Annotated in this window: 21 protein-coding genes; 9 read left to right on the forward strand and 12 right to left on the reverse strand. The window is 70.4% G+C overall.

Annotated elements, in window-relative coordinates:
* Window positions 1-15: 15 nt before the first annotated feature.
* Window positions 16-4698, reverse strand: a complete 4683-nt coding sequence (locus AB0L71_RS07435) for a DEAD/DEAH box helicase (protein ID WP_365239157.1) — start codon at window positions 4696-4698, stop codon at window positions 16-18.
* 81 nt (window positions 4699-4779) lie between these two features.
* Here AB0L71_RS07435 and AB0L71_RS07440 point away from each other — a divergent pair, with 81 nt between their 5' ends.
* From AB0L71_RS07440 to AB0L71_RS07450, 3 genes are all read left to right on the forward strand, one after another.
* Window positions 4780-5649: an AraC family transcriptional regulator gene (locus tag AB0L71_RS07440; protein WP_365239160.1), complete on the forward strand. Its 870-nt coding sequence runs from the start codon at window positions 4780-4782 to the stop codon at window positions 5647-5649.
* 79 nt (window positions 5650-5728) lie between these two features.
* A complete protein-coding gene (locus AB0L71_RS07445; RefSeq protein WP_365239774.1) occupies window positions 5729-6463 on the forward strand; it encodes an AzlC family ABC transporter permease in 735 nt (244 codons plus the stop codon).
* Entirely contained in the window at window positions 6460-6765 is a 306-nt protein-coding gene (locus AB0L71_RS07450; RefSeq protein ID WP_365239163.1) for an AzlD domain-containing protein, read from the forward strand. Before AB0L71_RS07445 ends, AB0L71_RS07450 begins: the two co-directional genes overlap by 4 nt.
* A 25-nt stretch (window positions 6766-6790) precedes the next feature.
* Here the strand turns inward: AB0L71_RS07450 and AB0L71_RS07455 are convergent, their stop codons facing one another.
* Window positions 6791-7705 (reverse strand): hypothetical protein, encoded by a 915-nt coding sequence (locus AB0L71_RS07455; RefSeq protein ID WP_365239165.1) that lies wholly within the window; start codon window positions 7703-7705, stop codon window positions 6791-6793.
* Window positions 7706-7784: 79 nt separating this feature from the next.
* Here AB0L71_RS07455 and AB0L71_RS07460 point away from each other — a divergent pair, with 79 nt between their 5' ends.
* The 4 genes from AB0L71_RS07460 to recX all read left to right on the forward strand — a co-directional run bounded on the left by AB0L71_RS07460 (window position 7785) and on the right by recX (window position 11575).
* Window positions 7785-7979 (forward strand): DUF3046 domain-containing protein, encoded by a 195-nt coding sequence (locus AB0L71_RS07460; protein WP_365239168.1) that lies wholly within the window; start codon window positions 7785-7787, stop codon window positions 7977-7979.
* A 169-nt stretch (window positions 7980-8148) separates the two neighbouring features.
* The gene (locus tag AB0L71_RS07465) at window positions 8149-9318 is read left to right on the forward strand and encodes an AI-2E family transporter (RefSeq protein ID WP_365239776.1); all 1170 of its coding nucleotides are present in this window, start codon (window positions 8149-8151) and stop codon (window positions 9316-9318) included.
* 400 nt (window positions 9319-9718) lie between these two features.
* Window positions 9719-10840, forward strand: coding sequence for a recombinase RecA (recA, locus tag AB0L71_RS07470; RefSeq protein ID WP_365239169.1), 1122 nt, complete (start codon window positions 9719-9721; stop codon window positions 10838-10840).
* 3 nt (window positions 10841-10843) lie between these two features.
* Window positions 10844-11575, forward strand: a complete 732-nt coding sequence (gene recX, locus AB0L71_RS07475) for a recombination regulator RecX (protein ID WP_365239171.1) — start codon at window positions 10844-10846, stop codon at window positions 11573-11575.
* A gap of 31 nt (window positions 11576-11606) precedes the next feature.
* Here recX and AB0L71_RS07480 read toward each other — a convergent pair whose 3' ends face one another.
* The 9 genes from AB0L71_RS07480 to AB0L71_RS07520 all read right to left on the reverse strand — a co-directional run bounded on the left by AB0L71_RS07480 (window position 11607) and on the right by AB0L71_RS07520 (window position 19025).
* Complete coding sequence (locus AB0L71_RS07480; RefSeq protein ID WP_365239174.1) at window positions 11607-12251, reverse strand: hypothetical protein; 645 nt, start codon at window positions 12249-12251, stop codon at window positions 11607-11609.
* Window positions 12252-12676: 425 nt separating this feature from the next.
* The gene (locus AB0L71_RS07485) at window positions 12677-13084 is read right to left on the reverse strand and encodes a rhodanese-like domain-containing protein (RefSeq protein ID WP_365239176.1); all 408 of its coding nucleotides are present in this window, start codon (window positions 13082-13084) and stop codon (window positions 12677-12679) included.
* Window positions 13081-13599 (reverse strand): cysteine dioxygenase, encoded by a 519-nt coding sequence (locus tag AB0L71_RS07490; protein ID WP_365239179.1) that lies wholly within the window; start codon window positions 13597-13599, stop codon window positions 13081-13083. The genes AB0L71_RS07485 and AB0L71_RS07490 overlap by 4 nt, the downstream gene beginning before the upstream one ends.
* Before the next feature lie 104 nt (window positions 13600-13703).
* Window positions 13704-13880 (reverse strand): putative leader peptide, encoded by a 177-nt coding sequence (locus AB0L71_RS07495; protein ID WP_365239181.1) that lies wholly within the window; start codon window positions 13878-13880, stop codon window positions 13704-13706.
* On the reverse strand, window positions 13823-15436 hold the full coding sequence (locus AB0L71_RS07500) for an FAD-dependent monooxygenase (RefSeq protein ID WP_365239184.1): 1614 nt from the start codon (window positions 15434-15436) through the stop codon (window positions 13823-13825). The genes AB0L71_RS07495 and AB0L71_RS07500 overlap by 58 nt, the downstream gene beginning before the upstream one ends.
* Before the next feature lie 245 nt (window positions 15437-15681).
* Window positions 15682-16593, reverse strand: coding sequence for an amino acid ABC transporter permease (locus AB0L71_RS07505; RefSeq protein WP_365239187.1), 912 nt, complete (start codon window positions 16591-16593; stop codon window positions 15682-15684).
* A complete protein-coding gene (locus AB0L71_RS07510; RefSeq protein ID WP_365239188.1) occupies window positions 16590-17255 on the reverse strand; it encodes an amino acid ABC transporter permease in 666 nt (221 codons plus the stop codon). Before AB0L71_RS07510 ends, AB0L71_RS07505 begins: the two co-directional genes overlap by 4 nt.
* Window positions 17256-17330: 75 nt before the next feature.
* On the reverse strand, window positions 17331-18170 hold the full coding sequence (locus AB0L71_RS07515; protein ID WP_365239191.1) for a glutamate ABC transporter substrate-binding protein: 840 nt from the start codon (window positions 18168-18170) through the stop codon (window positions 17331-17333).
* Between the two features lie 69 nt (window positions 18171-18239).
* Window positions 18240-19025, reverse strand: a complete 786-nt coding sequence (locus AB0L71_RS07520) for an amino acid ABC transporter ATP-binding protein (RefSeq protein ID WP_365239193.1) — start codon at window positions 19023-19025, stop codon at window positions 18240-18242.
* A gap of 352 nt (window positions 19026-19377) precedes the next feature.
* Here AB0L71_RS07520 and AB0L71_RS07525 point away from each other — a divergent pair, with 352 nt between their 5' ends.
* Both AB0L71_RS07525 and AB0L71_RS07530 read left to right on the forward strand, forming a co-directional pair.
* A complete protein-coding gene (locus tag AB0L71_RS07525) occupies window positions 19378-20070 on the forward strand; it encodes a response regulator transcription factor (protein ID WP_365239195.1) in 693 nt (230 codons plus the stop codon).
* A 14-nt stretch (window positions 20071-20084) separates the two neighbouring features.
* Window positions 20085-21479 carry a HAMP domain-containing sensor histidine kinase gene (locus AB0L71_RS07530; RefSeq protein ID WP_365239198.1) on the forward strand — a complete coding sequence of 465 codons (1395 nt, stop codon included), beginning with the start codon at window positions 20085-20087 and terminating at the stop codon, window positions 21477-21479.
* A gap of 39 nt (window positions 21480-21518) precedes the next feature.
* Here AB0L71_RS07530 and AB0L71_RS07535 read toward each other — a convergent pair whose 3' ends face one another.
* Complete coding sequence (locus AB0L71_RS07535) at window positions 21519-22517, reverse strand: TAXI family TRAP transporter solute-binding subunit (protein WP_365239201.1); 999 nt, start codon at window positions 22515-22517, stop codon at window positions 21519-21521.
* Between the last annotated feature and the right edge of the window lie 125 nt (window positions 22518-22642).

Below are 22642 nucleotides of genomic sequence, written 5' to 3' on the forward strand. Positions count from 1 at the left end.
AGACGCGCCGGTGGGTCAGGCGCGCAGGCGGAGTCCCCGCGGGGTGGCAAGGAACCCGGCCGCCTCCAGCGTCCGGCCGAGCGGTGAGGTCAGGGCCGCGGCGCCATTGGTGCGTTCCACCGTGATCGTGCCGAGCGATCCCGCGCGGGCTGCCGCGGCCAGCGCCGCGGCGGCTGCCAGGAGCGCCGGATCCTCCGGGTCGGTGGGCCAGGCCAGCAGCGTCTTGCCGCCGCGCTCCATGTACATGATCAGTTCGCCGTCGACCAGGACCACCAGGGCACCCGCCTTGCGGCCGGGTTTGTGTCCGGAGCCGTCCGGCGCATCGGGCCAGGGCAGTGCCGCACCGTAGGCATTCGCCGGGTCCGCCGCGGCGAGGACCAGGGCGCGGGAGGCGGTGCCCGGTTCCGCGCGGTCGCGAGCGGTGGAGGTGGCGCGCAGCCGGTCGACCGCGCCGTCCATCGCGAACTGGGCCGCTCCCAGGCCCTCGACGACATAGCCGCGCCGGGCCTGCCCGTTGTCCTCGAAGGCGGAGAGCACACGGTACGCGGCGGAGAAGCCGCCCTCGACACCTTCGGCCTGGACCGCGCCGCGCGTCACCACGCCGTGCCGGTCGAGGAGGGTGCGGGCCAGGGCGTGCGCACGGTGCGTGGGATCGGGCTCAGTGGTGGGCAGCAGGGACCAACGGCCCGAGACGGTGGGCGGTCCGGTCCGGGACGCGGGCCGACCGGCGGTGCCGAGCGAGCCGTAACGTCCGCGGGGGACGTTGCGTCTGGCGCGGTGAGCGGTCGACCCTGCCGTGCGGCCGGAGCCGAGGAGCGAACGCAGCGGGGCGAGCGTGTCATTGGTGAGCCGGCCCGACCAGGCCAGGTCCCAGATGGCTTCCGCCAGTTGCGGATCGGTGCAGTCCGGGTGGGTGGTGGCGCGCACCTGGTCGGCGATCTGCCGGAAGAACAGCCCGTATCCGCCGGTCAGGGCTGTGAGGACGGACGCGTGCAACGCGGTCGGTTCGAGGGGGTGCGGCGGTGGGAGGAGCAGGGGGGCACTGTCGGCGAGATAGAGCGACACCCAGCCGTCCTTGCCGGGAAGGGCACCCGCACCGGCCCAGATGACCTCGCCGGTGGTGGTCAACTCGTCGAGCAGCGCGGGGGAGTAGTCGGCGATCCGGGCCGGCAGGATCAGTTTCTCCAGGGCCGACGCAGGGACGGGCGCGCCCTGCAACTGTTCGATGGTGCGGGCCAGTCCGTCGATTCCGCGCAGACCGTGGTCGCCCAGGTGCTGCCACTGGGGCAGGAAGGCGGCGAGCGCGGCGGGTGGGACCGGTTCCAGCTCATGGCGGAGCGCGGCGAGCGAGCGACGGCGCAGTCGGCGCAGCACGGTGGCATCGCACCACTCCTGGCCGATGCCGGCGGGGTGGAATTCGCCCTGGACGATCCGGCCGGTGGCAGCCAGCCGTTGCAGCGCACCGCCCGTGACAGCTGTGCCGAGACCGAAACGGGCGGCGGCCCCGGAGGAGGTGAACGGGCCGTGGGTGCGCGCGAATCGGGCGAGAAGATCGCCGAGTGGGTCCTTCACCGGCTCGGTGAAGGCTTCGGGAACCCCGACCGGGAGGGCCGTGCCCAGGGCATCGCGCAGCCGTCCCGCGTCCTCGATCGCGGCCCAGTGGTCCGCTCCGGCGATCCGGACCCGAATGGCCCGACGGGCGGCGGAGAGCTCCGGAGCCCAGGGAGGCTGGGCGCCGCGCGCGGCCAACTCGTCGTCGGTGAGCGGACCGAGAACCCGGAGGAGATCGGCGACCCCCTCGATGTCCTTGACCCGGCGGTCCTCGGTCAGCCACTGGAGTTCCTGCTCCAGTTCGGTCAGGACATCGGCATCGAGCAGCTCGCGCAGCTCGGCCTGGCCGAGCAGCTCGGCCAGCAGATGGGAGTCGAGGGAGAGGGCTGCGGCCCGCCGTTCGGCGAGGGGCGAATCGCCCTCGTACAGGAACTGGGCGACATAGCCGAACAGGAGTGAGCGGGCGAAGGGTGAGGGCTCCGGGGTGGTCACCTCGACCAGCCGGACACGGCGTGCTTCGAGGTCGCCCATGAGCTCTGCCAGCCCGGGGACGTCGAAGACGTCCTGCAGGCATTCGCGGACCGCCTCCAGGACGATCGGGAAGGAGCCGAACTCGGAGGCGACCTGCAGGAGTTGCGCGGCGCGTTGGCGCTGCTGCCAGAGCGGGGTGCGTCGGCCGGGGCTGCGCCGTGGCAACAGCAGGGCGCGCGCCGCGCATTCGCGGAACCGTGAGGCGAACAGGGCCGATCCGCCCACCTGGTCGGTGACGATCTGGCTGATCTCCCCCCGGTCGAACGTCACGTCCGCGGCGCCGACCGGTGGTTGCCCGCTGTCGTACGAGGAGCCCGGCAGCGGTGTCGGTTCCTGGGCGGGGTCCTGCGCCGGATCGAAGTCCAGGAGGTCCAGGCCCATCAGGTCGGCGTCGGGCAGCCGCAGCACGATGCCGTCGTCGGCGTGCATCACCTGGGCGTCCATGCCGTACCGCTCGGCGAGGCGTGCGTTCAGCGCCAGCGCCCACGGGGCATGGACCTGCGCGCCGAACGGGGAGTGGACGACGACCCGCCAGTCACCCAGCTCGTCACGGAAGCGCTCGACGAGGATGGTCCGGTCGTCCGGTACGTGACCGCAGGCGCGACGCTGTTCGTCGATGTACGACAAGGTGTTGTCGGCCGCCCAGTCGTCGAGACCGGCAGCGAGCAGACGCTGCCGGGCATCCTCACGGGACAGACCGCCGATCTCACGGAGGAACGCACCCAACGCACGGCCCAGCTCCAGCGGACGGCCCAGCTGGTCGCCCTTCCAGAACGGCAGCCGGCCGGGAACTCCGGGGGCGGGGGAGACCAGGACCCGGTCACGGGTGATGTCCTCGATCCGCCACGACGTGGTGCCCAGGGTGAAGACATCACCGACCCGGGACTCGTACACCATCTCCTCGTCGAGCTCACCGACCCGGCCGCCGCCCTTCTTGGGGTCCGCCCCGGCGAGGAAGACCCCGAAGAGCCCGCGGTCGGGGATGGTCCCGCCGGAGGTGACGGCCAGCCGCTGGGCGCCCGGTCGGCCGGTGACCGTACCGGCCACCCGGTCCCAGACCACCCGCGGGCGCAACTCGGCGAAGGCATCGGACGGATACCGCCCGGCGAGCATGTCCAGCACGGCGAGGAACGCCGACTCGGGCAGGGAGGCGAAGGGGGCGGCGCGGCGGGTCACGGCCAGCAGGTCGTCCACCTGCCAGCTGTCCAGGGCCACCATTGCGACAAGCTGCTGGGCCAGCACGTCGAGCGGGTTGGCCGGGACGCGGAGTGCCTCGATGGAACCCTCGCGCATCCGTTCCGTGACCACGGCCGCCTGCACCAGATCGCCCCGGTACTTGGGAAAGACCACTCCGGTGGAGACCGCACCGACCTGGTGCCCGGCCCGGCCGACCCGCTGCAGCCCGGAGGCGACCGACGGCGGGGACTCCACCTGGATCACCAGGTCGACCGCTCCCATGTCGATGCCCAGCTCCAGACTGGAGGTGGCGACCACGGCCGGCAGCCTGCCCGCCTTGAGGTCCTCCTCGACCTGGGCGCGCTGTTCCTTGGAGACCGAACCGTGGTGGGCGCGGGCGAGCAGCGCGGGGGCGCCCTTCGCCGCACCCGACTGGGCCATGACCTGGGCAGGGGAGTGGGCCTCCGGCAGGGGCGGGGCGGAACCGTCCTCATCGAGAACGGTTCCGGTGGCCCGTTCGTAAGCGATCTCGTTCAGCCGGTTGCACAGCCGCTCCGCGAGACGGCGGGAGTTCGCGAAGACGATGGTGGAGCGGTGCGCCTGGACGAGGTCGACGATGCGCTCCTCGACGTGCGGCCAGATCGACGGCTTGTCCGCCTGACCTGCCTGGTCGGGGTCGGTGGCGGGGGAGCCGCCGAGCTCGCCCAGATCCTCGACCGGCACGACGACCGAGAGCTCGAACCGCTTGGTGGACGGCGGCTGGACGATCTCGACCTTCCGTTGTGGTGAAAGGAAGCGCGCCACCTCGTCGACCGGACGGACCGTGGCCGACAGTCCGATCCGGCGCGCGGGCCGCGGCAGCAGTTCGTCGAGACGTTCCAGCGACAGGGCGAGGTGGGCGCCCCGCTTCGTGCCCGCCACAGCATGCACTTCGTCGAGGATCACCGTCTCGACGCCGGACAGCGCCTCCCGGGCCGACGACGTCAGCATCAGGAACAGCGACTCGGGCGTGGTGATCAGGATGTCCGGCGGCCGGTTCGCCATCGAGCGGCGCTCGGCGGGCGGGGTGTCGCCGGAGCGGATCCCCACCCGGACCTCGGGCTCCGGCAGCCCCAGGCGCACCGACTCCTGGCGGATGCCCGTCAGCGGTGAGCGCAGATTGCGCTCCACGTCGACGGCGAGGGCCTTGAGAGGGGAGACGTACAGCACCCGGCAGCGCTTCTTCGCGTCGGCGGGCGGCGGGACGGACACCAGGTCGTCCAGCGCGGCGAGAAACGCGGCCAGCGTCTTGCCGGAGCCGGTCGGGGCGACGACCAGCACGTCCGAACCCGCCCCGATCGCACGCCAGGCGCCCTCCTGCGCGGCGGTGGGCGCGCTGAAGGCACCCGTGAACCAGCTGCGGGTCGCAGGGGAAAACGAGTCGAGCGCAGAGCCGGCCATGTCCCCCATCGTGCACCCCGCCACTGACAACGGCCGTGGACGACCACCGGCGACCGCCCCAGGAGCTGGGAGAATGCGTCCATGGCGGCAGGACCGGAGTCGGGATCGGAGGAGTGGGCGAGGCACTGGCGGTACGCGGACCTGCCAGGTCTCGATCTGCTGCGGGCCCGCTACGTGCGCCATGCCTTCCCCCGCCACAGTCACGCGGAGTACGTCTTGGCGTCCGTCACCGGCGGGGTGGAGGACGTCGGACTGCCCGGCGGCACCCTCCACGCGGGCCCGGGCGCCGTCGTCCTGATCAATCCGGAGGTGCCGCACACCGCCCGCGCGGGCGCTCCCGAGGGGTGGGCGTACGCCACGCTGTACCCGTCCGCGCAGGTGATCGACGCCATCGCGGCCGAGACGACGAGCCTGCGCGGTTCGGTCGGATTCGCCGAGAGCAGCGTCCTGGACCCGCACGCCGCACGACTGATCGGCGGGGTCCACCGGGCCGCCGAGGAGGGCAACGCCCTTGCCGCGGACACCCTGCTGCGGGTGGTGGTCGCGCGGCTGCTCAGTCTGTACGGCGGTCCGCTCCCCGCCCGCCTGCCGCGGTCCGCGGGTGCCCGCGCCGCGGACCGGGCACGGGCGGTGCTGGAGGACAGGATGTCCGGGCCGCCCACGCTGGAGGAGCTGGCGGCGGAGCTTGGCACCAGCCCGTTCGCGCTGCTGAGGGCCTTCAAGAAGCAGTACGGGATGCCGCCGCACGCGTGGCTCACCGATGCCCGGGTGCGGGCCGCACGCCGGATGCTCGACGCGGGGACGACGCCCGCGCGGGCGGCGGCCGAGGTCGGCTTCACCGACCAGCCGCATCTGAACCGGCATTTCACCAGGATCGTGGGAGTACCACCCGGCGCGTACCAGCGCGAACGTGCAGGAACGTACAAGACCGGTCGTGACCTGACTGCGTAGCGTTCAGGCCGTGGCAGAACAGATAACCCTTCCCGAGGGCATCGGCGCAGCAGTCGGCACGTCCGACGGTGCTGCGACCATCCCCGTCGCCTCGCCGGACCTGGCCGGGGCGAAGTCCGACGCGGCCGTCGTACGCGATGCCCTGGGCGTCGGCATAGCCGTCGGAGTGTCCGGCTTCGCCTTCGGCGTGACCTCGGCCGGCTGCGGACTGAGCCCGTTGCAGACCTGTGTGCTCAGCCTCGCCGTCTTCACCGGCGCCTCGCAGTTCGCCCTCGTGGGAGCCCTCGCGGCGGGCGGCAATCCGTACACCGCTGCCGCCGGCGCCTTCTTCCTGGGCGTACGCAACTCGTTCTACGGTCTGCGGCTGTCCCAGCTGCTCGCCCTTCCGCGGGCGATCCGCCCCTTCGCCGCACAGTGGGTCATCGACGAGACGACCGCCGTGACGCTGCCGCAGCCCACCCGGCGGGCCGCACGGATCGGGTTCGCGGTCACCGGACTCACTCTCTACGTGCTCTGGAACCTGACCACGCTGCTGGGCGCCCTCGGTGCCGAGGCACTCGGCGACACCGAAACCTGGGGGCTGGACGCGGCGTCCCCCGCGGTCTTTCTCGCCTTGCTCGCGCCGATGCTGAAGAGCACCGCGGAACGCATCACGGCCGCGATCGCGGTCCTGCTCGCCCTCGGACTGCTACCGGTGCTGCCGGCGGGCGTTCCCGTCCTGGTGTCCGCGCTCGCCGCACCCACTGTCCTTTTCCTGAGCGGACACCGGAAGAGAAGGAACCGGGGCGCGGCCACCACGGAGGAGGCCCGATGAACGTCTGGATCGCCATCGCGCTGACCGCCGTGGGCTGCTACCTCACCAAACTGCTCGGACTGCTGGTGCCCGCCGGACTGTTGGAACGTCCCCTCACGCAGCGTCTTGCCGCGCTCCTGCCCGTGGCCCTCCTGGCCGCACTCACCGCGCAGCAGACGTTCGGAGACGGGCACCACCTGGCTGTGGACGCCAGAGGCGCGGGTCTTGCCGCGGCGGCGCTCGCGCTGGTCCTGCGCGCGCCCTTTCTCGTGGTCGTGGGGGCTGCCGTGGTCGTCACAGCCGGGGTCCGTGCCCTCGGGTAGTGCCGTGACCGGCGCCTGTTCGCCCTCAGTCGAGACTGCGTCCGTGGGCGCGCAGGGTCAGAAGCGCCTTGAGCGTCACGAGGGGCCGGCCCTCCAGAGCCGTCCCCGGTGCCCACTGCCGCCAGTCCACCGGCCAGCCGCCGTCCGCCTGTTGTCCGGCCGCAAGATGATCGAGCGAGCGGGCCATCTCGTCGTCGGTGAACCAACGGCGGGCGAGCGAATCTGGTGTACGGGCGTAGTCGTACGGGAAGTGCTGCTCACCCGGCGCGTATCCGGCCGCCACCGGGTACTCCGCTCGCCGTTCCGGATCCAGGACGGCGAGCCGCTGTTCCCGCACCAGCCGGCCGAGCCGGCCGGCCGCCGCCTCCGCCCGGCCCCTGTCCGGAACGTCGTCGAGAAAGGCGAGCGCCGCCTCGATCTCGTACGGATGCGACCGGTCCAGCGCGTCGACAGCCGCCCAGCAGAAATCGGTGGCCCGGAACAGCCAGGCATGCCACACCGTGTTGCGGTGCAGGAGCCCGACGACGGGCCCGGTGGCCAGCAGTTCCGCGGGCGGATCGTCCGTGATCGGGATGAACGGTGCGACCGGATAGCCACGTTGTGACGGCAGGAGTGCGGGCAGCGCCCCCTCCTTGGTGGACACGGCGGTGAGGAAGCGGCAGATCCGCTCGATCCGCGGTCCGTTGCAGTGGCCGATGGCGTCGAGGACGTTGAGCGCGTGCGCGGTGTGCAGTGGCTGACTGACGGGGCCGCGCAGATCGGGTTCGAGCGCGTGCCCGTATCCGCCGTCCTCGTTCAGGTAGGCGGCGAGCGCCGTCTCGACGGCCTCCGCACTTCCGTTCAGGAAAAGATGGGCGAACCGCCGCTGTTCCAGGACACGGGCCGTCAGCCAGATGAACTGCTCGGCACGGTGGAGGGGACTTGTTCCGGTTCCAGCCATGGACCGACCGTAGGGCGGTACGCGCTTCCGGCACCACTCTACGGCCCGGCTGCACTCTCAGGAGCGGGATACTGGGGTCATGCGGTTGACGATTTTCTGGGAACGGATGGCGGACCACTTCGGCGGGGCGTACGCCGATTCCTTTGCGCGCGATCATGTGATGGCCGAGCTCGGCGGGCAGACGGTGCACCAGGCACTGGCCGCGGGCTGGGAGACCAAGGATGTCTGGCGTGCCGTCTGTACGGCGGTAGGCATCCCTGCCGAAAAGCGCTGACCCCCGCCTCGCAGCCGCCGGACCCGGGGGCGCCCGGGGCAGGACACCGATTCCCACGACAGTAGGCGAGACTGGAGCCGTGTCACCGACAGACGAGACAGCCCCGACCCAGACACCTCTTCCCCAGCCCGCCCCGGCGGCCCAGCCGTCCGGTGGCGGGCCGGCCCGTATGCCCGCGTGGCTGCCGCGGGCCATGGTGCTCGCCCTGGCGCTCTACGGCTGTTTCCGGCTCGGCAGCTGGGCGTTCGACCAGCTCATCGGGCTGCTGATCAATGTGTTGATCGCGTTCTTCCTGGCCCTCGCCATCGAGCCTGCGGTGAGCCGGATGTCGGCGCGCGGCATGCGCCGAGGCGTCGCCACCTTCCTGGTCTTCCTCGTCGTGCTGGTGGCCACGACCGGATTCGTCGTACTGCTCGGCTCGATGCTCGCGGGCCAGATCGTCGACATGGTCGAGGGGTTCCCGAAGTATCTGGACTCGGTGATCAACTGGGTCAACCAGACCTTCCACACCGAGCTCTCCCGGGTCGAGGTCCAGGACAGTGTGCTGCACTCCGACTGGCTGCAGAAGTACGTCCAGAACAGCGCGACCGGGGTGCTCGACATATCGACCACCGTGCTCGGCGGGCTGTTCCGTCTGCTGACGATCTTCCTGTTCTCGTTCTACTTCGCCGCCGACGGCCCCAGGCTGAGGCGCGCTCTGTGTTCCGTACTGCCTCCCGCCAAGCAGGCCGAGGCGATGCGGGCCTGGGAGATCGCGGTCGCCAAGACCGGCGGCTATCTCTACTCGCGCGGCCTGATGGCGCTCATCTCCGGGATCGCGCACTACGTCCTGCTGGTGATCCTGGGGGTCCCGTACGCGCCCGCGCTCGCCATCTGGGTCGGACTGGTCTCCCAGTTCGTCCCCACGATCGGTACGTACCTGGCCGGGGCCCTGCCGATGCTGATCGCGTTCACCATCGACCCCTGGTACGCGGTGTGGGTGCTCGGGTTCGTCGTGATCTACCAGCAGTTCGAGAACTACGCGTTGCAGCCCAAGCTCACCTCCAGGACGGTCGACATCCATCCGGCGGTCGCCTTCGGATCGGTCATCGTGGGCACGGCGCTCATGGGTGCCGTGGGTGCGCTGATCGCGATCCCGGCCGTCGCCACACTCCAGGCGTTCCTCGGGACCTATGTGAAGCGGTACGACGTGACGGAGGACCCACGGGTGTTCGGCCGCGACCCACGACGTGGCGAACCGGCGGTCACGCGGCCGCGCTGGTTCCGGCGGACCGCCGAGGGCGATGGGGGCCGGGGCGTGGGACAGGGTGAGGCCGGGGAGCATCCGGACAACGCCTGAGCGGGGCATCGGCCGGGGCCTGCCTCGGGGCGGTCGTCTCTTCGGCGGCCCTGAGCGAACAGCGATTCCATGGCTCTTCGTTCTCCGTGACACCTCCGATGAGCGGAGTAAATGGCCCACTTTTTGTCCCTGTAGAGCCGGAATTTTATGTGGCGTTCCTCACGCGAAGTTGACTCTGATCGGATGGGGAGCTAGGGGGCTACCCTGGGGGCGAACCGGTCCGGCGTGGTGCGCTTGACACGAAAATCGAACATCCATTCTCATGGGATTCCGGCCGGGTTTTCCCGGGCCCGACCGTGGAGTTGTCCACAGGCCGGGAGGACGTCGAGGCCCGTTGTCAGTGGCAGGGGTTAGCGTCTTTGACGTGAAGCGATCGACTCAAGCAAATCGGGTGGAACCCATGGCAGGAACCGACCGCGAGAAGGCGCTGGACGCCGCACTCGCGCAGATTGAACGGCAATTCGGCAAGGGTGCGGTGATGCGCCTGGGCGAGCGGCCGAACGAGCCCATCGAGGTGATCCCCACCGGGTCGACTGCCCTCGATGTGGCCCTCGGCGTCGGCGGCCTGCCGCGCGGCCGCGTGGTGGAGGTCTACGGACCGGAGTCCTCCGGCAAGACGACGCTGACGCTGCACGCGGTGGCGAATGCGCAGAAGCTCGGCGGCTCGGTGGCCTTCATCGACGCGGAGCACGCCCTCGACCCCGAGTACGCGAAGAAGCTCGGCGTCGACATCGACAGCCTCATCCTGTCCCAGCCGGACAACGGCGAGCAGGCCCTCGAAATCGTGGACATGCTGGTCCGGTCCGGCGCTCTCGACCTGATCGTCATCGACTCCGTCGCGGCGCTCGTGCCGCGCGCGGAGATCGAGGGTGAGATGGGCGACTCGCACGTGGGTCTGCAGGCCCGCCTGATGAGCCAGGCGCTCCGCAAGATCACCAGCGCGCTCAACCAGTCCAAGACCACCGCGATCTTCATCAACCAGCTCCGCGAGAAGATCGGTGTGATGTTCGGCTCGCCGGAGACCACGACCGGTGGCCGGGCGCTCAAGTTCTACGCCTCGGTGCGTCTCGACATCCGCCGGATCGAGACGCTGAAGGACGGCACCGAGGCCGTCGGTAACCGCACGCGCGTCAAGGTCGTCAAGAACAAGGTCGCTCCGCCCTTCAAGCAGGCCGAGTTCGACATCCTGTACGGCCAGGGCATCAGCCGCGAGGGCGGTCTGATCGACATGGGCGTGGAGCACGGCTTCGTCCGCAAGGCGGGCGCCTGGTACACGTACGAGGGCGATCAGCTCGGCCAGGGCAAGGAGAACGCCCGTAACTTCCTCAAGGACAATCCCGATCTCGCCAATGAGATCGAGAAGAAGATCCTCGAGAAGCTGGGCGTCGGTGTCAGGCCGGATGCCGATGCTGCCGAGCCCGGTGCGACCGCGGCGGACGGTGCCGCGGCCGACAGTGCGAAGCCGGCGACCGCTCCGGCCGGCCGGAGCAAGCCGGCCAAGACCGCGGCGGCCAAGAGCTAGACCGTGACGCGTCGTACGGAGTGGCCGGTCACTGCCATTGAGCATGGCGCCGGGCCCGGCTCTGGATCTGCCGCCGGGTACCCGGCCGGGTCCGAGGGGGCGTACGAACCGGAGACCGGATCCGGTCGTGGCACCCGCTCGGGCACCGGATTCGGTGAGGGCGCGGGGCGTCGTGCCCGCTCCCGCTCCAGAAGCAGCGGCTCCCCTTCCTCGTCGAGGGCCGAGAAGGGGGAGCCGCGAGACCCGGTCGAACAGGCGCGCAATATCTGCCTGCGGCTGCTGACCGGGACGCCGCGCACCCGGAAACAGCTGGCGGATGCCCTGCGCAAGCGGGAGATCCCGGATGAGGCGGCCGAAGAAGTGCTCTCGCGCTTCGAGGACGTCGGGCTGATCGACGATGCCGCGTTCGCCGATGCCTGGGTGGAGTCCCGGCACCACGGCCGAGGGCTGGCTCGCCGGGCTCTCGTTCGTGAGCTGCGCACCAAGGGCGTGGACCCGGCAGTGATCGACGAGGCCGTCGGACAACTCGACTCCGAGCAGGAGGAGGCGACCGCCCGGGAGCTGGTGGCGCGCAAGCTGCGGTCCACTCGCGGCCTGGACCGTGACAAGCGGCTGCGACGCCTGGCGGGCATGCTCGCCCGCAAGGGATACGGGGAAGGCATGGCCCTGCGCGTGGTGCGGCAGGCGCTGGAGGGCGAGGGCGAGGACACGGAAGGCCTGGACGAACCCTTCTGACCTGTTCCGTACCGTGGCAGGCGGTGGGGGATCACTGCCCGGCGCGCGCGGCCCGGCTGATGGTGGCATCGATCAGGGCGAGCGCATCTGCGGCGGTGCGACCGGGATGCCGGTTCCAGGGTCCGATCAGCCCGGTCCATCCCTGACAGCGGAGTTCGGCGATGAGCCAGGCGCCGGCCCGGTCCACGGTGTCGCGGGAGCCGTAGCCGAGGCGATGCGCGGTGAGGAGGGCGCCGCAGATGCAGCGTGCGCCGCGGGCGTTGCGCAATCGGTACGGGGTGTTCTGCCAGCCCCATTCGGTCAGGATCCGCCGCGCGTAGGCGAGATGGGTCGAGGGGCGCAGCTCGGGCTGCCCGATTCGTCGCCAGGCGTGGAGCCGGTCGGGGAGGATCGCACCCAGACGCCCGGGAAGGGGCCGTTCGCGAGGCGCGGTCGCAGGCAGGGCACGGACGGAGTCCGCGATGAGCTGGTCGACGGGCACGGACAGCAGCTCTCGCCAGTCGGCCGGACGGCTGTCCGCCGGTTCGACCCCCGTACCGGGAGAGGCGGGGGGCAGGGGGTCGCGGGCGGTGATGCCGTAGCCGGAGACGATCTGCTGCCATGCCTCGGTGTCATGGAGGCGGGCGGCGCGGACGTCGAACTGGTCGGGGCTGAGGGCGGGGGCGGGGGTCGGCATCGGTGAGAGGTCTCCGTCACATCGGTCCTTGGTGTTGAGGTGAATGTCCGCTATGTCCGGAAATTGATCCACTGGAGTGTGGCGTTCGGGTGTGTCGGGGCGGATTCGGGGGACCGTCGCCGCGCCGGTGGTGCCGGCTCCCACCACGCCGGACCACTATGTCGGGCCGCCGCGTCGGGCCGCCGCGTTGGGCCGCCGCGATGTCCACCGGCCCGGTCGGGGCCCGGGATCGCATGAGGGAGGCCGTCATGCCCGGGCCATGGAGCCTTGATGCGTTGCGGCGTCGCATTCCCCGGCCGGGGTGCCGCGCCGGTCCGGCTTGTGACTCACACCCCGTCCCTCGGGGCGGCCCCCGCCCGGGCGCCGTCCGTCCGGCTCGCGACGTACACCCCGTCCTTCGGAGCACCCCCGCCGGGCGCCGCCTGTCAGGCCGTGACCGGGAGCCCCGCCGCGCGCCACGCCTGGAACCCGCCGATCAGGTCGGTTGCCCGGTGCAGCCCGAGCCGGTGCAGAGAGGAGACGGCGAGGCTGGACGCATAGCCCTCGTTGCAGACCACCACGATCCGGAGGTCGTGACTCACCGCCTCCGGCGCCCGGTGACTTCCCTGCGGGTCCAGCCGCCACTCCAGCTCGTTGCGCTCGACGACCAGCGCCCCCGGAATCAGCCCGTCCCGTTCCCTCAGCTCCGCATAGCGGATGTCGACGAGCAGCGCCCCGTCCGCAGCGGCGGTGGCCGCTTCCGCGGGTCCGATCCGGGTGAACCCGGATCGGACCCGCTCCAGCAGTTCGTCGATCCCGACCGGCTCCGCACCCCAGTCACGACTGTCAGTCACTGCCAGTCCTCCGGGTGTTCGACCTGCTCAAGACGGAGTACCTGGCCGGTACGGCTGTAGCGCCGGATCCGTGGCAGCGGCGGGTAGTAGGCATGGACCGAGACGGCATGCTCCGTGTCGGACTCGTTCAGCACCTCATGGATGTGGTGGCGGCCGAATGCCCGGCCCTGGCCGGCGGCCAACCGCCGGGAACGGTCGATGCCTTCGGCGAGTTCGAGGGTCTTCCAGCCGTCCGTGGGCAGACGAGCGGCGAGCGACAGCTCCCTGAGGCTGCCGGCCGCGGTGGTGAAGGCACCGATCGAGTCGGCGTGGTCGTGCCAGCCGGTGCCGGTTCCCGGCGGCCAGCCGATCAGCCAGGCCTCGCTGCCGCCCGGACCTTCGAGCGGGACCCAGGTACGGCCGTCGGGATCGAGTGGAAGCGAGGCGATGGTCTCGGCGTCCGCGGCGACGCGGCGGACGAAATCGAGCAGCTCCGCGGCCGTCGGGCCAGAGACGTCGTCGGCGGAGGCGGGCATGCGTACAGAGGGTGACGAAGGTGCGGACACAGCGACCGTCCTGAGGGTTCGCGGGGATGGCACGGCCGCGCGACGGGGCACACGGCACGGCAGGGAGAGGCGATTCAGCAGGACGGACGACACACGCAGCCCGCATAGCGGACCAGGTCCATATGGACCCTCCGCCACAGGCGCACATCGGTGTCGGTCACGGTTCGGAGTACACCATGGGCACCTGCACCGGTCAATTGATGTCCGCTGTCCGGTCGGACGGTGCGGAGAGACGGGCCGCCCCGCCGCATGTCGCGGCCGCCGCCGCGAAGAGTTCCTTCGGCCGTACCCCGCCGAACGACGCCACCAGGTGACCGTCCGGTCTGACCAGCAGCACGGTGTGTGCCGGGGCTCCCGGATAGCTCTCGGCCACCAGCAGTTCCCCCTTCATCGGCAGCGCGTCGACAGCCGCCGCAAGGCGGGGCATGACGCCTGCGGTCATCCAGTGCCGTCGCTCCCACACCCCCGTACCGGGTGCCACCAGGACCACCAGGAGGCGCCCCTGCCCCAGCCGCTCACGCAGCCGGACGGTGGTGCCGTCGGGTGCTGTCACCCGTACGTCGGTGACCGGCGCACCGGGGGGCGTGCTCACGGATGTGTGCGCCTCGGCGCGTGGGGGCGCAAGGGGCGAGTGCGGGTAGGAAGGGGGCGCACCGAGGGGGCCACACCCCAGATGGCCGTCGGTGAGCAGGGATTCGTGCCCCCGTGCGCTCCCCGGGACCATGGCCCGCAGACCTCCGCCGCCGCGGAGTATCGGCAACGACTGGTCCGCCGCGCGCAGCCGTGCGGCGACCGCCGCGCGGCGCTCCGCCTGGTAGCTGTCGAGCAGTACGTCGGAGGCGCCGTGGTGCCAGGCCTGGGCCAGCTTCCACGCCAGGTTCTCGGCGTCCCGCAGCCCCTCGTCGAGTCCCTGAGTGCCCAGTGCGCCCAGCAGATGGGCGGCGTCCCCGGCCAGGAAGGCCCGGCCCACCCGCCAGCGCAGAGCGAGCCTGTGGTGCAACGTGTACACACCCGTGTCCAGGAGTTCGTACGGGGGTGTCTCGCCGCACCAGCCCGCCAGGGTGTCCCGGACCCGGGTGATCAGGGCGTCCGGCGTGACGAGTTCACCGCGGGGCGGCAGGAGCCAGTCCAGCCGCCAGGCCCCGTCCGGCAACGGCCGTGCGGTCACTTCGGCTCCGCCCGTGCGCCAGGGCGGAAGCCGGTGCAGGACGGCCTGTCCGGGCCAGGGCAGTTCGGTGCGCAGCGCGGCGACGGCGTGCCGCTCCACCGCCGTACGGCCGGGAAAGCGGATGTCGAGGAGCTTGCGCGCGGTGGACCTGGCACCGTCGCAGCCCACCAGGTAACTCCCGCGCCACCAGGTCGCGTTCGGCTCCCTGGTATGCACCGTGACCCCGGCCGGGTCCTGTTCCAGCGTGTCGAGACGGCTGTTCGGAGCCACCTGTACCAGCTCCTGCGCGGCCACCGCGTCCCGCAGTCCGCGCAGCAGGGCGTGCTGCGGCAGATGGACGGGGGCCGGCAACGAGGGACCGCCCAGGGAGACGTCGCCGAGCGGCAGCTCACGCACCAGCTGCCTTCGCCGCATGGACCGCCAGCCGGACCACCGGATGCTCTCGTCCTGGAGTGCTTTGCAGCCGAGCCGTTCCACCAGCGCCGCGGTGTCCTCGCGCAGGACTACCGTGCGGGCGGGGCGCGTCTCGTCCCGGTCCGGATCCTCGTCGAGGAGAACGGACGGGACGCCCTGCGCAGCGAGGGCGAGCGACAGCACCAGGCCGACCGGCCCGGCGCCGACGACGATCACCGGGTCCACGGTGCGGCTCCCCCGGTCGGTTCGCACGGCACACACGGCATGTGCGATGCGGATGAACAGCGGGAACGGTGCGAAAAGGGCGCAGGGGGCGGGGGAGGAGGCGGAGATGTGGCGGCGGGGGTTCGGTGCGCGATCACAGAACGTATGCAACCTACTGCCGGTGCCTGCGTCAAGCGACACCGGAACGGCGCGAGGGGCGGTGGCAGCAGTGCCACCGCCCCTCGGAGGCGGGAATCGACCTACCGTCAGACGGCGCGTTCGCCCTCGACATTGAGCGCCGGAGCATCAATGGTCTCCAGACCGCCCCCGGGAGCCGCGCCGACCACCGCTCCCGTGCCCTTCTTCGTGCGCCGGAGCCGGCGCTCCAGCCAGCTCGCGAACGACGTGAGTGCGAAGTTCACGACGATGTAGATCACGGCGACGACGGTGAAGCACGCGATGGTGTTCGCGCCGTAGTTCGCGCTCATCGGGCGGATCGAGGCCAGCAGCTCGGGGAAGGTCATCATGGCGCCACCGAGTGCGGTGTCCTTGACGATCACGACGAGCTGGCTGACGATCGCGGGCAGCATCGCGGTCACCGCCTGCGGCAGCAGCACGAACACCATGGTCTGGCCCTTGCGCATGCCGATCGCCTTGGCCGCGTCCGTCTGGCCCCGCGGAAGGGAGTGGATACCGGCCCGCACGATCTCGGCGAGCACCGAGGCGTTGTAGAGGACCAGGCCGGTCACCACGGCGTACAGCGGCCGCGCGTCGGTGCTGATGTTCGTGTACTCGGCGTACACCGCATTCGCGATGATCATCAGGATCAGCACGGGGATGGCACGGAAGAATTCCACGACCACACCGGCCGGCACCCGCATCCAGCGGTGGTCCGAGAGCCGGCCGATGCCGAACAGAGCACCGAGCGGCAGTGCGATGATCAGGGCGAAGAACGCCGCCTTGAGCGTGTTCTGGAGGCCCGGCCAGATGTACGTCTCCCAGGGCTGGACGCTGGTGAAGAAGGGCTTCCACTTGATCCAGTCGAGCTGGTGCTTCTCGGCGAGGCTGTCGTACAGCCACCACACCACCGCGGCGGCACACAGCAGGAACACCACGGTGTACAGGACATTGCGCTGCTTGGCGCGCGGCCCCTGGGCGTCGTAGAGGACGGAACTCATCGCTTCACCGCCACCTTCTTGCTCACCCAGCCGAGGATCAGGCCGGTCGGGAGGGTCAGAACGACGAAGCCGAACGCGAAGACGGCAGCGATCAGGATCAGTTGGGCCTCGGCCTCGATCATGCCCTTCATCAGGTACGAGGCTTCGGCGACCCCGATCGCGGAGGCGACCGTGGTGTTCTTCGTCAGCGCGATCAGCACATTGGACAGCGGATTGACGACCGCGCGGAACGCCTGCGGGAGAATGATCAGCCGCAGTACCTGGGTGAAGCTCAGCCCGAGCGCACGTGCCGCCTCGGCCTGGCCGATCGGCACCGTGTTGATCCCGGAGCGCAGCGCCTCGCAGACAAAGGCGGAGGTGTAGGCGACCAGGGCGAGCACCGCGAGCCGGAAGTTGATGTCCTTGAAATCGCTGGCACCGAGGCTGATGTTGAGGGTCTGGAAGAGACCCAGCGACGAGAACACGATGATCACGGTCAGCGGAATGTTCCGGACCACGTTCACATAGGCGGTGGCGAAGCCGCGCATCAAGGGGACCGGGCTGACCTTCATACCGGCCAGCAGCGTTCCCCATATGAGGGAGCCGAGGGCGGAGTAGACGGTGAGCTGCACCGTCACCCAGAAGGCCCCCAGCAGGTCGTAACCTTCAAGAAAGTCGAACACGATCTCCCGTGCTTCCGCGTGTAGGAGGGCACGGCGCGCCGCCGTTCACGGACGGCGCGCCCGGTCAACCCTGCTTCACTTGACGACGTTGCCGATTTCCGGGGCGGGCTCGTTCTTGTAGTTCGCCGGGCCGAAGTTGGCCGCCACGGCCTTGTCCCAGGAGCCGTCCGAGACCATCTTCTTGAGGGCGTCGTTGATCTTCTGCTTGAGGTCGGCGTCGCCCTTCTTCAGACCGATGCCGTAGTTCTCGTTGGTCATCTTGAGGCCGGCCAGCTTGAACTTGCCCTGGAACTCGCTCTGCGCCGCGTAGCCGGCCAGGATGGAGTCGTCGGTGGTCAGCGCGTCGACGGCCTTGTTCTCCAGGCCGGTGAGGCACTCGGAGTAACCGCCGTACTCCTGCAGCTGGGCCTTCGGCGCCAGCTTCTCCTTGACGTTCTGCGCCGAGGTCGAGCCGGTCACCGAACACAGCTTCTTGCTGTTCAGGTCCTCCGCCGACTTGATCGAGTCGTCATCGGCACGGACCAGGATGTCCTGGTGCGCCAGCAGGTACGGGCCCGCGAAGTCGACCTTCTGCTGCCGCTCGTCGTTGATCGAGTAGGAGGCGGCGATGAACTTGACGTCACCGCGCTCGATCGCCGTCTCGCGGTCGGCGCTCTTGGTCTCCTTGAAGGTGATGTCCTTGGCGTCGTAGCCGAGCTCCTTGGCGACGTACGTGGCGACGTCGACGTCGAAGCCGGTGTACTTGCCGTCCGGGGTCTTCAGACCGATGCCGGGCTGGTCGATCTTGATGCCGATCGTGATCTTCTTGCCGCCGCCCGAACCCGAGTCGTCCTTGTCGTCGGAACCACAGGCGGTGGCGGTCAGGGCGAGGGCGAGCACGGCGGCCGAGGCGGCGGTGACCTTACGAAGCTGCATGATGAATTTCCCTAGAGTTGACGCGATGTGGGTGTTCAGCCAGTGCGGGAACCGGAGGTGAGGGGCCAGTCAGTGGTGAAGGATCTTCGACAGGAAGTCCTTGGCCCGGTCACTGCGCGGGTTGCTGAAGAACTGGTCGGGTGTGGCCTCTTCGACGATCTTCCCGTCCGCCATGAAGACGACACGGTTCGCCGCCGAGCGTGCGAAGCCCATTTCGTGCGTGACGACGACCATCGTCATGCCGTCCCGGGCGAGCTGCTGCATGACCTCCAGCACCTCGTTGATCATCTCCGGGTCGAGCGCGGACGTCGGCTCGTCGAACAGGATGACCTTGGGGTCCATGGCCAACGCCCGGGCTATCGCCACGCGTTGCTGCTGACCGCCGGAGAGCTGGGCGGGGTACTTGTCGGCCTGCGTCGCCACGCCCACCCGGTCGAGCAGCGAACGGGCCTTGTCCTCGGCAGCCTGCTTGTCCGTCTTGCGGACCTTGAGCTGGCCCAGCATCACGTTCTCGAGCACCGTCTTGTGCGCGAAGAGATTGAACGACTGGAAGACCATGCCGACATCGGCGCGCAGCCTGGCCAGCTCCCTGCCCTCCTCGGGCAGCGGCTTGCCGTCGATCGATATGGCCCCCGAGTCGATCGTCTCCAAGCGGTTGATCGTGCGGCACAGCGTGGACTTCCCGGACCCGGAGGGCCCGATGACGACCACGACCTCGCCACGGGCGATGGTCAGGTCGATGTCCTGGAGCACATGCAGCGCGCCGAAGTGCTTGTTGACGTTGCTCAGGACGACAAGGTCGTCCGCCGCGGGCGCGGCGTCCTCGGCACCCTTGGTCACTGAAACTCCGCTCATCGGCTTCTTGCTCCGTCCTCCTCGGTTGGAAGGACCCTAGTGACGCAGTGCGACGAGCGTCATTACATCTGAGCGAGAATTGAGGATAACGATCCGATCGCGACCGGACACTCCCCGTGAACAGGACGGCGGAAGAGGTGCCCGGGGCGTACCGGGTGGATAACAGATGGCTCGATGCAGCGGGTCGGCCCTTGACTGGCATACCGGTCATCGGAGTGGATGCCCTGGTACGCCCGCACGTGAAACACCGTCGGCACGGGAAAGTGCCGAGGGGCGTACGAGAGACCGTACGAACACGCACCGGCACCGCACCCGCGGACAACCGGCGCACGCATTTTCGGAAAAGGGGGCCATGAGACTGCTGTTGGTCGAGGACGACAATCATGTCGCCGCCGCCCTGTCCGCGATCCTCGCCCGGCACGGCTTCCAGGTCGTGCACGCACGCAGCGGCGAGGAGGCACTGCAGGCGCTGCTGCCCAAGGACACGGAGCCCTTCGGCGTCGTACTCCTCGACCTGGGCCTGCCCGACCAGGACGGCTACGAGGTGTGCGGGAAGATCCGTAAGCGCACCTCCACCCCGGTGATCATGGTGACCGCGCGCTCCGATGTCCGGTCGCGCATCCACGGCCTCAACCTCGGGGCCGACGACTACGTCGTCAAGCCGTACGACACCGGCGAACTGCTCGCCCGGATCCACGCCGTCAGCCGGCGCACGACGGCCGGCGAGGACACCGCGGCCACGCCCGTCGCCGCCCTGCGCCTGGGGCACGTCCACATCGAGCTGCCCACCCGCAGGGTCAGCGTCGGCGGAGCGGAGGTCCAGCTCACCCGCAAGGAGTTCGACCTGCTCGCGCTGCTCGCCCAGCGCCCCGGGGTGGTTTTCCGCCGGGAGCAGATCATCAGCGAGGTGTGGCGCACGAGTTGGGAGGGAACGGGGCGCACGCTCGAAGTGCACGTCGCGTCCCTGCGTTCCAAACTGCGGCTGCCGGCACTGATCGAGACGGTACGCGGGGTCGGCTACCGCCTCGTCGCTCCGCCCGCGTAGAGGCGTACGTCCAGGTGCGCACCCGGCTGCTCCCCCTGCTCATCATCCTCATGGCGAGCGTGCTGCTCGCCCTCGGTTTCCCGCTGGCCGTCAGCGTCGCCGGCGCCCAGCAGCAGCGCGTCGTCATCGACCGCATCGACGACACGACACGCTTCGCCGCGCTCGCCCAGTTCATCACCGAGCGGACCCCGGGCCACGACGAACGCCGGCGCACTCTGCAGACCGAACTCGACACCTACGCCTCGGTGTACGGCATCCGCGCCGGTGTCTTCTACCGCGACGACAGTGCCATGGCGAAGGCCCCGGCCCGCTGGCACCTCCCGGTCGAGGGAGAGGGCAGAGAGGCCTTCAGGGAGGCGCTCCTGGGACGTCGCAGCCACGACCCGCCGCAGGTCTGGCCCTGGCAGCGGGGCAGGGTCGTCGTCGCCTCGCCCGTCGTACGGGACGGCGATGTCGTGGCCGTCGTCGTCATCGACTCGCCCACCTCCGAGATGCGGGCGCGCACGCTGCGCGGCTGGCTGGTCATCGCGGTCGGCGAGATCGTCGCGATGCTGGTGGCGGTCGGTGCCGCGATCCGGCTCACCGGCTGGGTGCTGCTGCCCGTGCGGACCCTGGACGCGGCCACCCACGACATCGCCAGTGGCCGGATGCGGTCCCGGGTCGTGGCCTCCGGGGGCCCGCCGGAACTGAGGCGCCTGGCCCGTTCGTTCAACGAGATGGCGGACAACGTCGAGGACGTGCTGGAGCAGCAGCGCGCCTTCGTCGCCGACGCCTCGCACCAGCTGCGTAACCCCCTTGCCGCGCTGCTGCTGCGGATCGAACTCCTCGCGCTCGAACTCCCGGAGGGCAACGAGGAGATCGCCTCCGTGCGCACGGAGGGCAAGCGACTCGGGCAGGTCCTGGACGACCTGCTCGATCTGGCGCTGGCCGAACACTCCGCGGCCGATCTGATGCTCACGGACATCGGCGCGCTCACCGAGGAGCGTGTCGCCTCCTGGCGGGCGGTCGCCGAGGAGAAGGGAGTCCGGCTCACGGCGGACGGCGCATCCGCCGTGACCGCGTGGGCGGACCCGATCGCCCTGTCGAGTGCCCTCGACGCGATCATCGACAACGCCCTGAAGTTCACTCCCGTCGGCGAGGAGGTCCTGGTCACGGTCGCCGTCGGCCGCGATGACGTCACGGTCGTCGTCGCCGACGGCGGGCCGGGGCTCACCCCGCAGGAGATGGATCGCGTCGGGGACCGCTTCTGGCGGAGTACCCAGCATCAGAACGTGCAGGGCTCCGGCCTCGGGCTCTCCATCTCCCAGGCCCTGCTGGCGGCGGGCGGCGGCTCCATCGGCTACGCCGCCCACGAGCCGCACGGGCTGCGGGTGACGGTCTCGGTGCCGCGTCGGGGCCCGCAGGGCTGACCGCGTACGGGGAGCGCACGGCGCGTGGCCGCGCCGGGATCAGGGCTTGACCGACTGGTAGTAGCGCTTGGCCCCTTCGTGCAGCGGCAGCGGATCGGTGTAGATCGCGGTACGCAGATCCACCAGCTGGGCCGCGTGCACCTCGCGCCCGATCCGGTCCCGGCTGTCGATCACGGTCCGGGTGAACGCCTCGGTCATCGCCGGGTCCGTACGGTCCGTGGTCACCAGCACATTGGCGACCGCCACCGTCGGCACGCCCTGCCCCTGCTGCGCTTTGCGGTAGGCGTCGGCGGGCATCAGGGCCGACCGGTAGTAGCGGGCGGACCCGCCCACCGCCTGAAGCTCCTTGACCAGCGCTGACTCCAGCGGCACCAGTCGGATCGCGAACCGGTCCGACAGCTCCTGGACGGCGGAGGTGGGCAGTCCGCCGGACCAGAAGAAGGCGTCGAGCAGCCCGTTCTCCAGCTTCCGGGGCACGGTGTCGATACCGTCGGGAGACGCCTTCACATCGTTCACGGGATCGAGGCCGGCTGCCGTCATCACCCGGTCCGCGACCAGCCGTACCCCGGAACCCGGCTGCCCCACTCCGACCCGCTTGCCCGCCAGGTCCGCGACCTTCCGCACCTCGGAATCCCGGGGCACGACCAACTGGATGTAGTCGTCGTACAGCCGCACACAGCCCCGTAGCCGGTCGGCCCCCGGCTTGCCGCTGCGCAGATAGGTGGCCAGGGCGTCGGCGGTGGCGATGGTGAAATCGGCCTTGCCCGTCGCCACCCGCTCGATGTTCTGCTGCGAGCCCTCACTGGTCAGCAGCCGTATCGACACCTGGGGCAGATCCTTGGCCAGGTCGCCCTGGAGCCGCTCGCCGTACCGCTGGTACACGCCGCTGCGCACGCCGGTGCTGAAGGTCAGCGTGCCCCTCGGCGCCGGCTCCCCGAGCGGGAGCAGCCACCACAGCAGGAGCCCGAGCACGACGACGAGAGCGGCGCACACCTGCAGGGTGCGTCGCCGCCCGATACGGGACAGTGCCTGGAGCATGGCGGCGATCCTGCCAGCCCTTCCCGGCGATGACCAGGGCCGGGCCCCGGGGTCCGCAGCCGCGGCCCGGCGCCCGGACGCAGGGGCCGTGGGCCCGGCCGGAGCCCTTACCCTGGACGGGTGAG

Source organism: Streptomyces sp. NPDC052052, assembly GCF_040680455.1.
GTDB lineage: Bacteria > Actinomycetota > Actinomycetes > Streptomycetales > Streptomycetaceae > Streptomyces.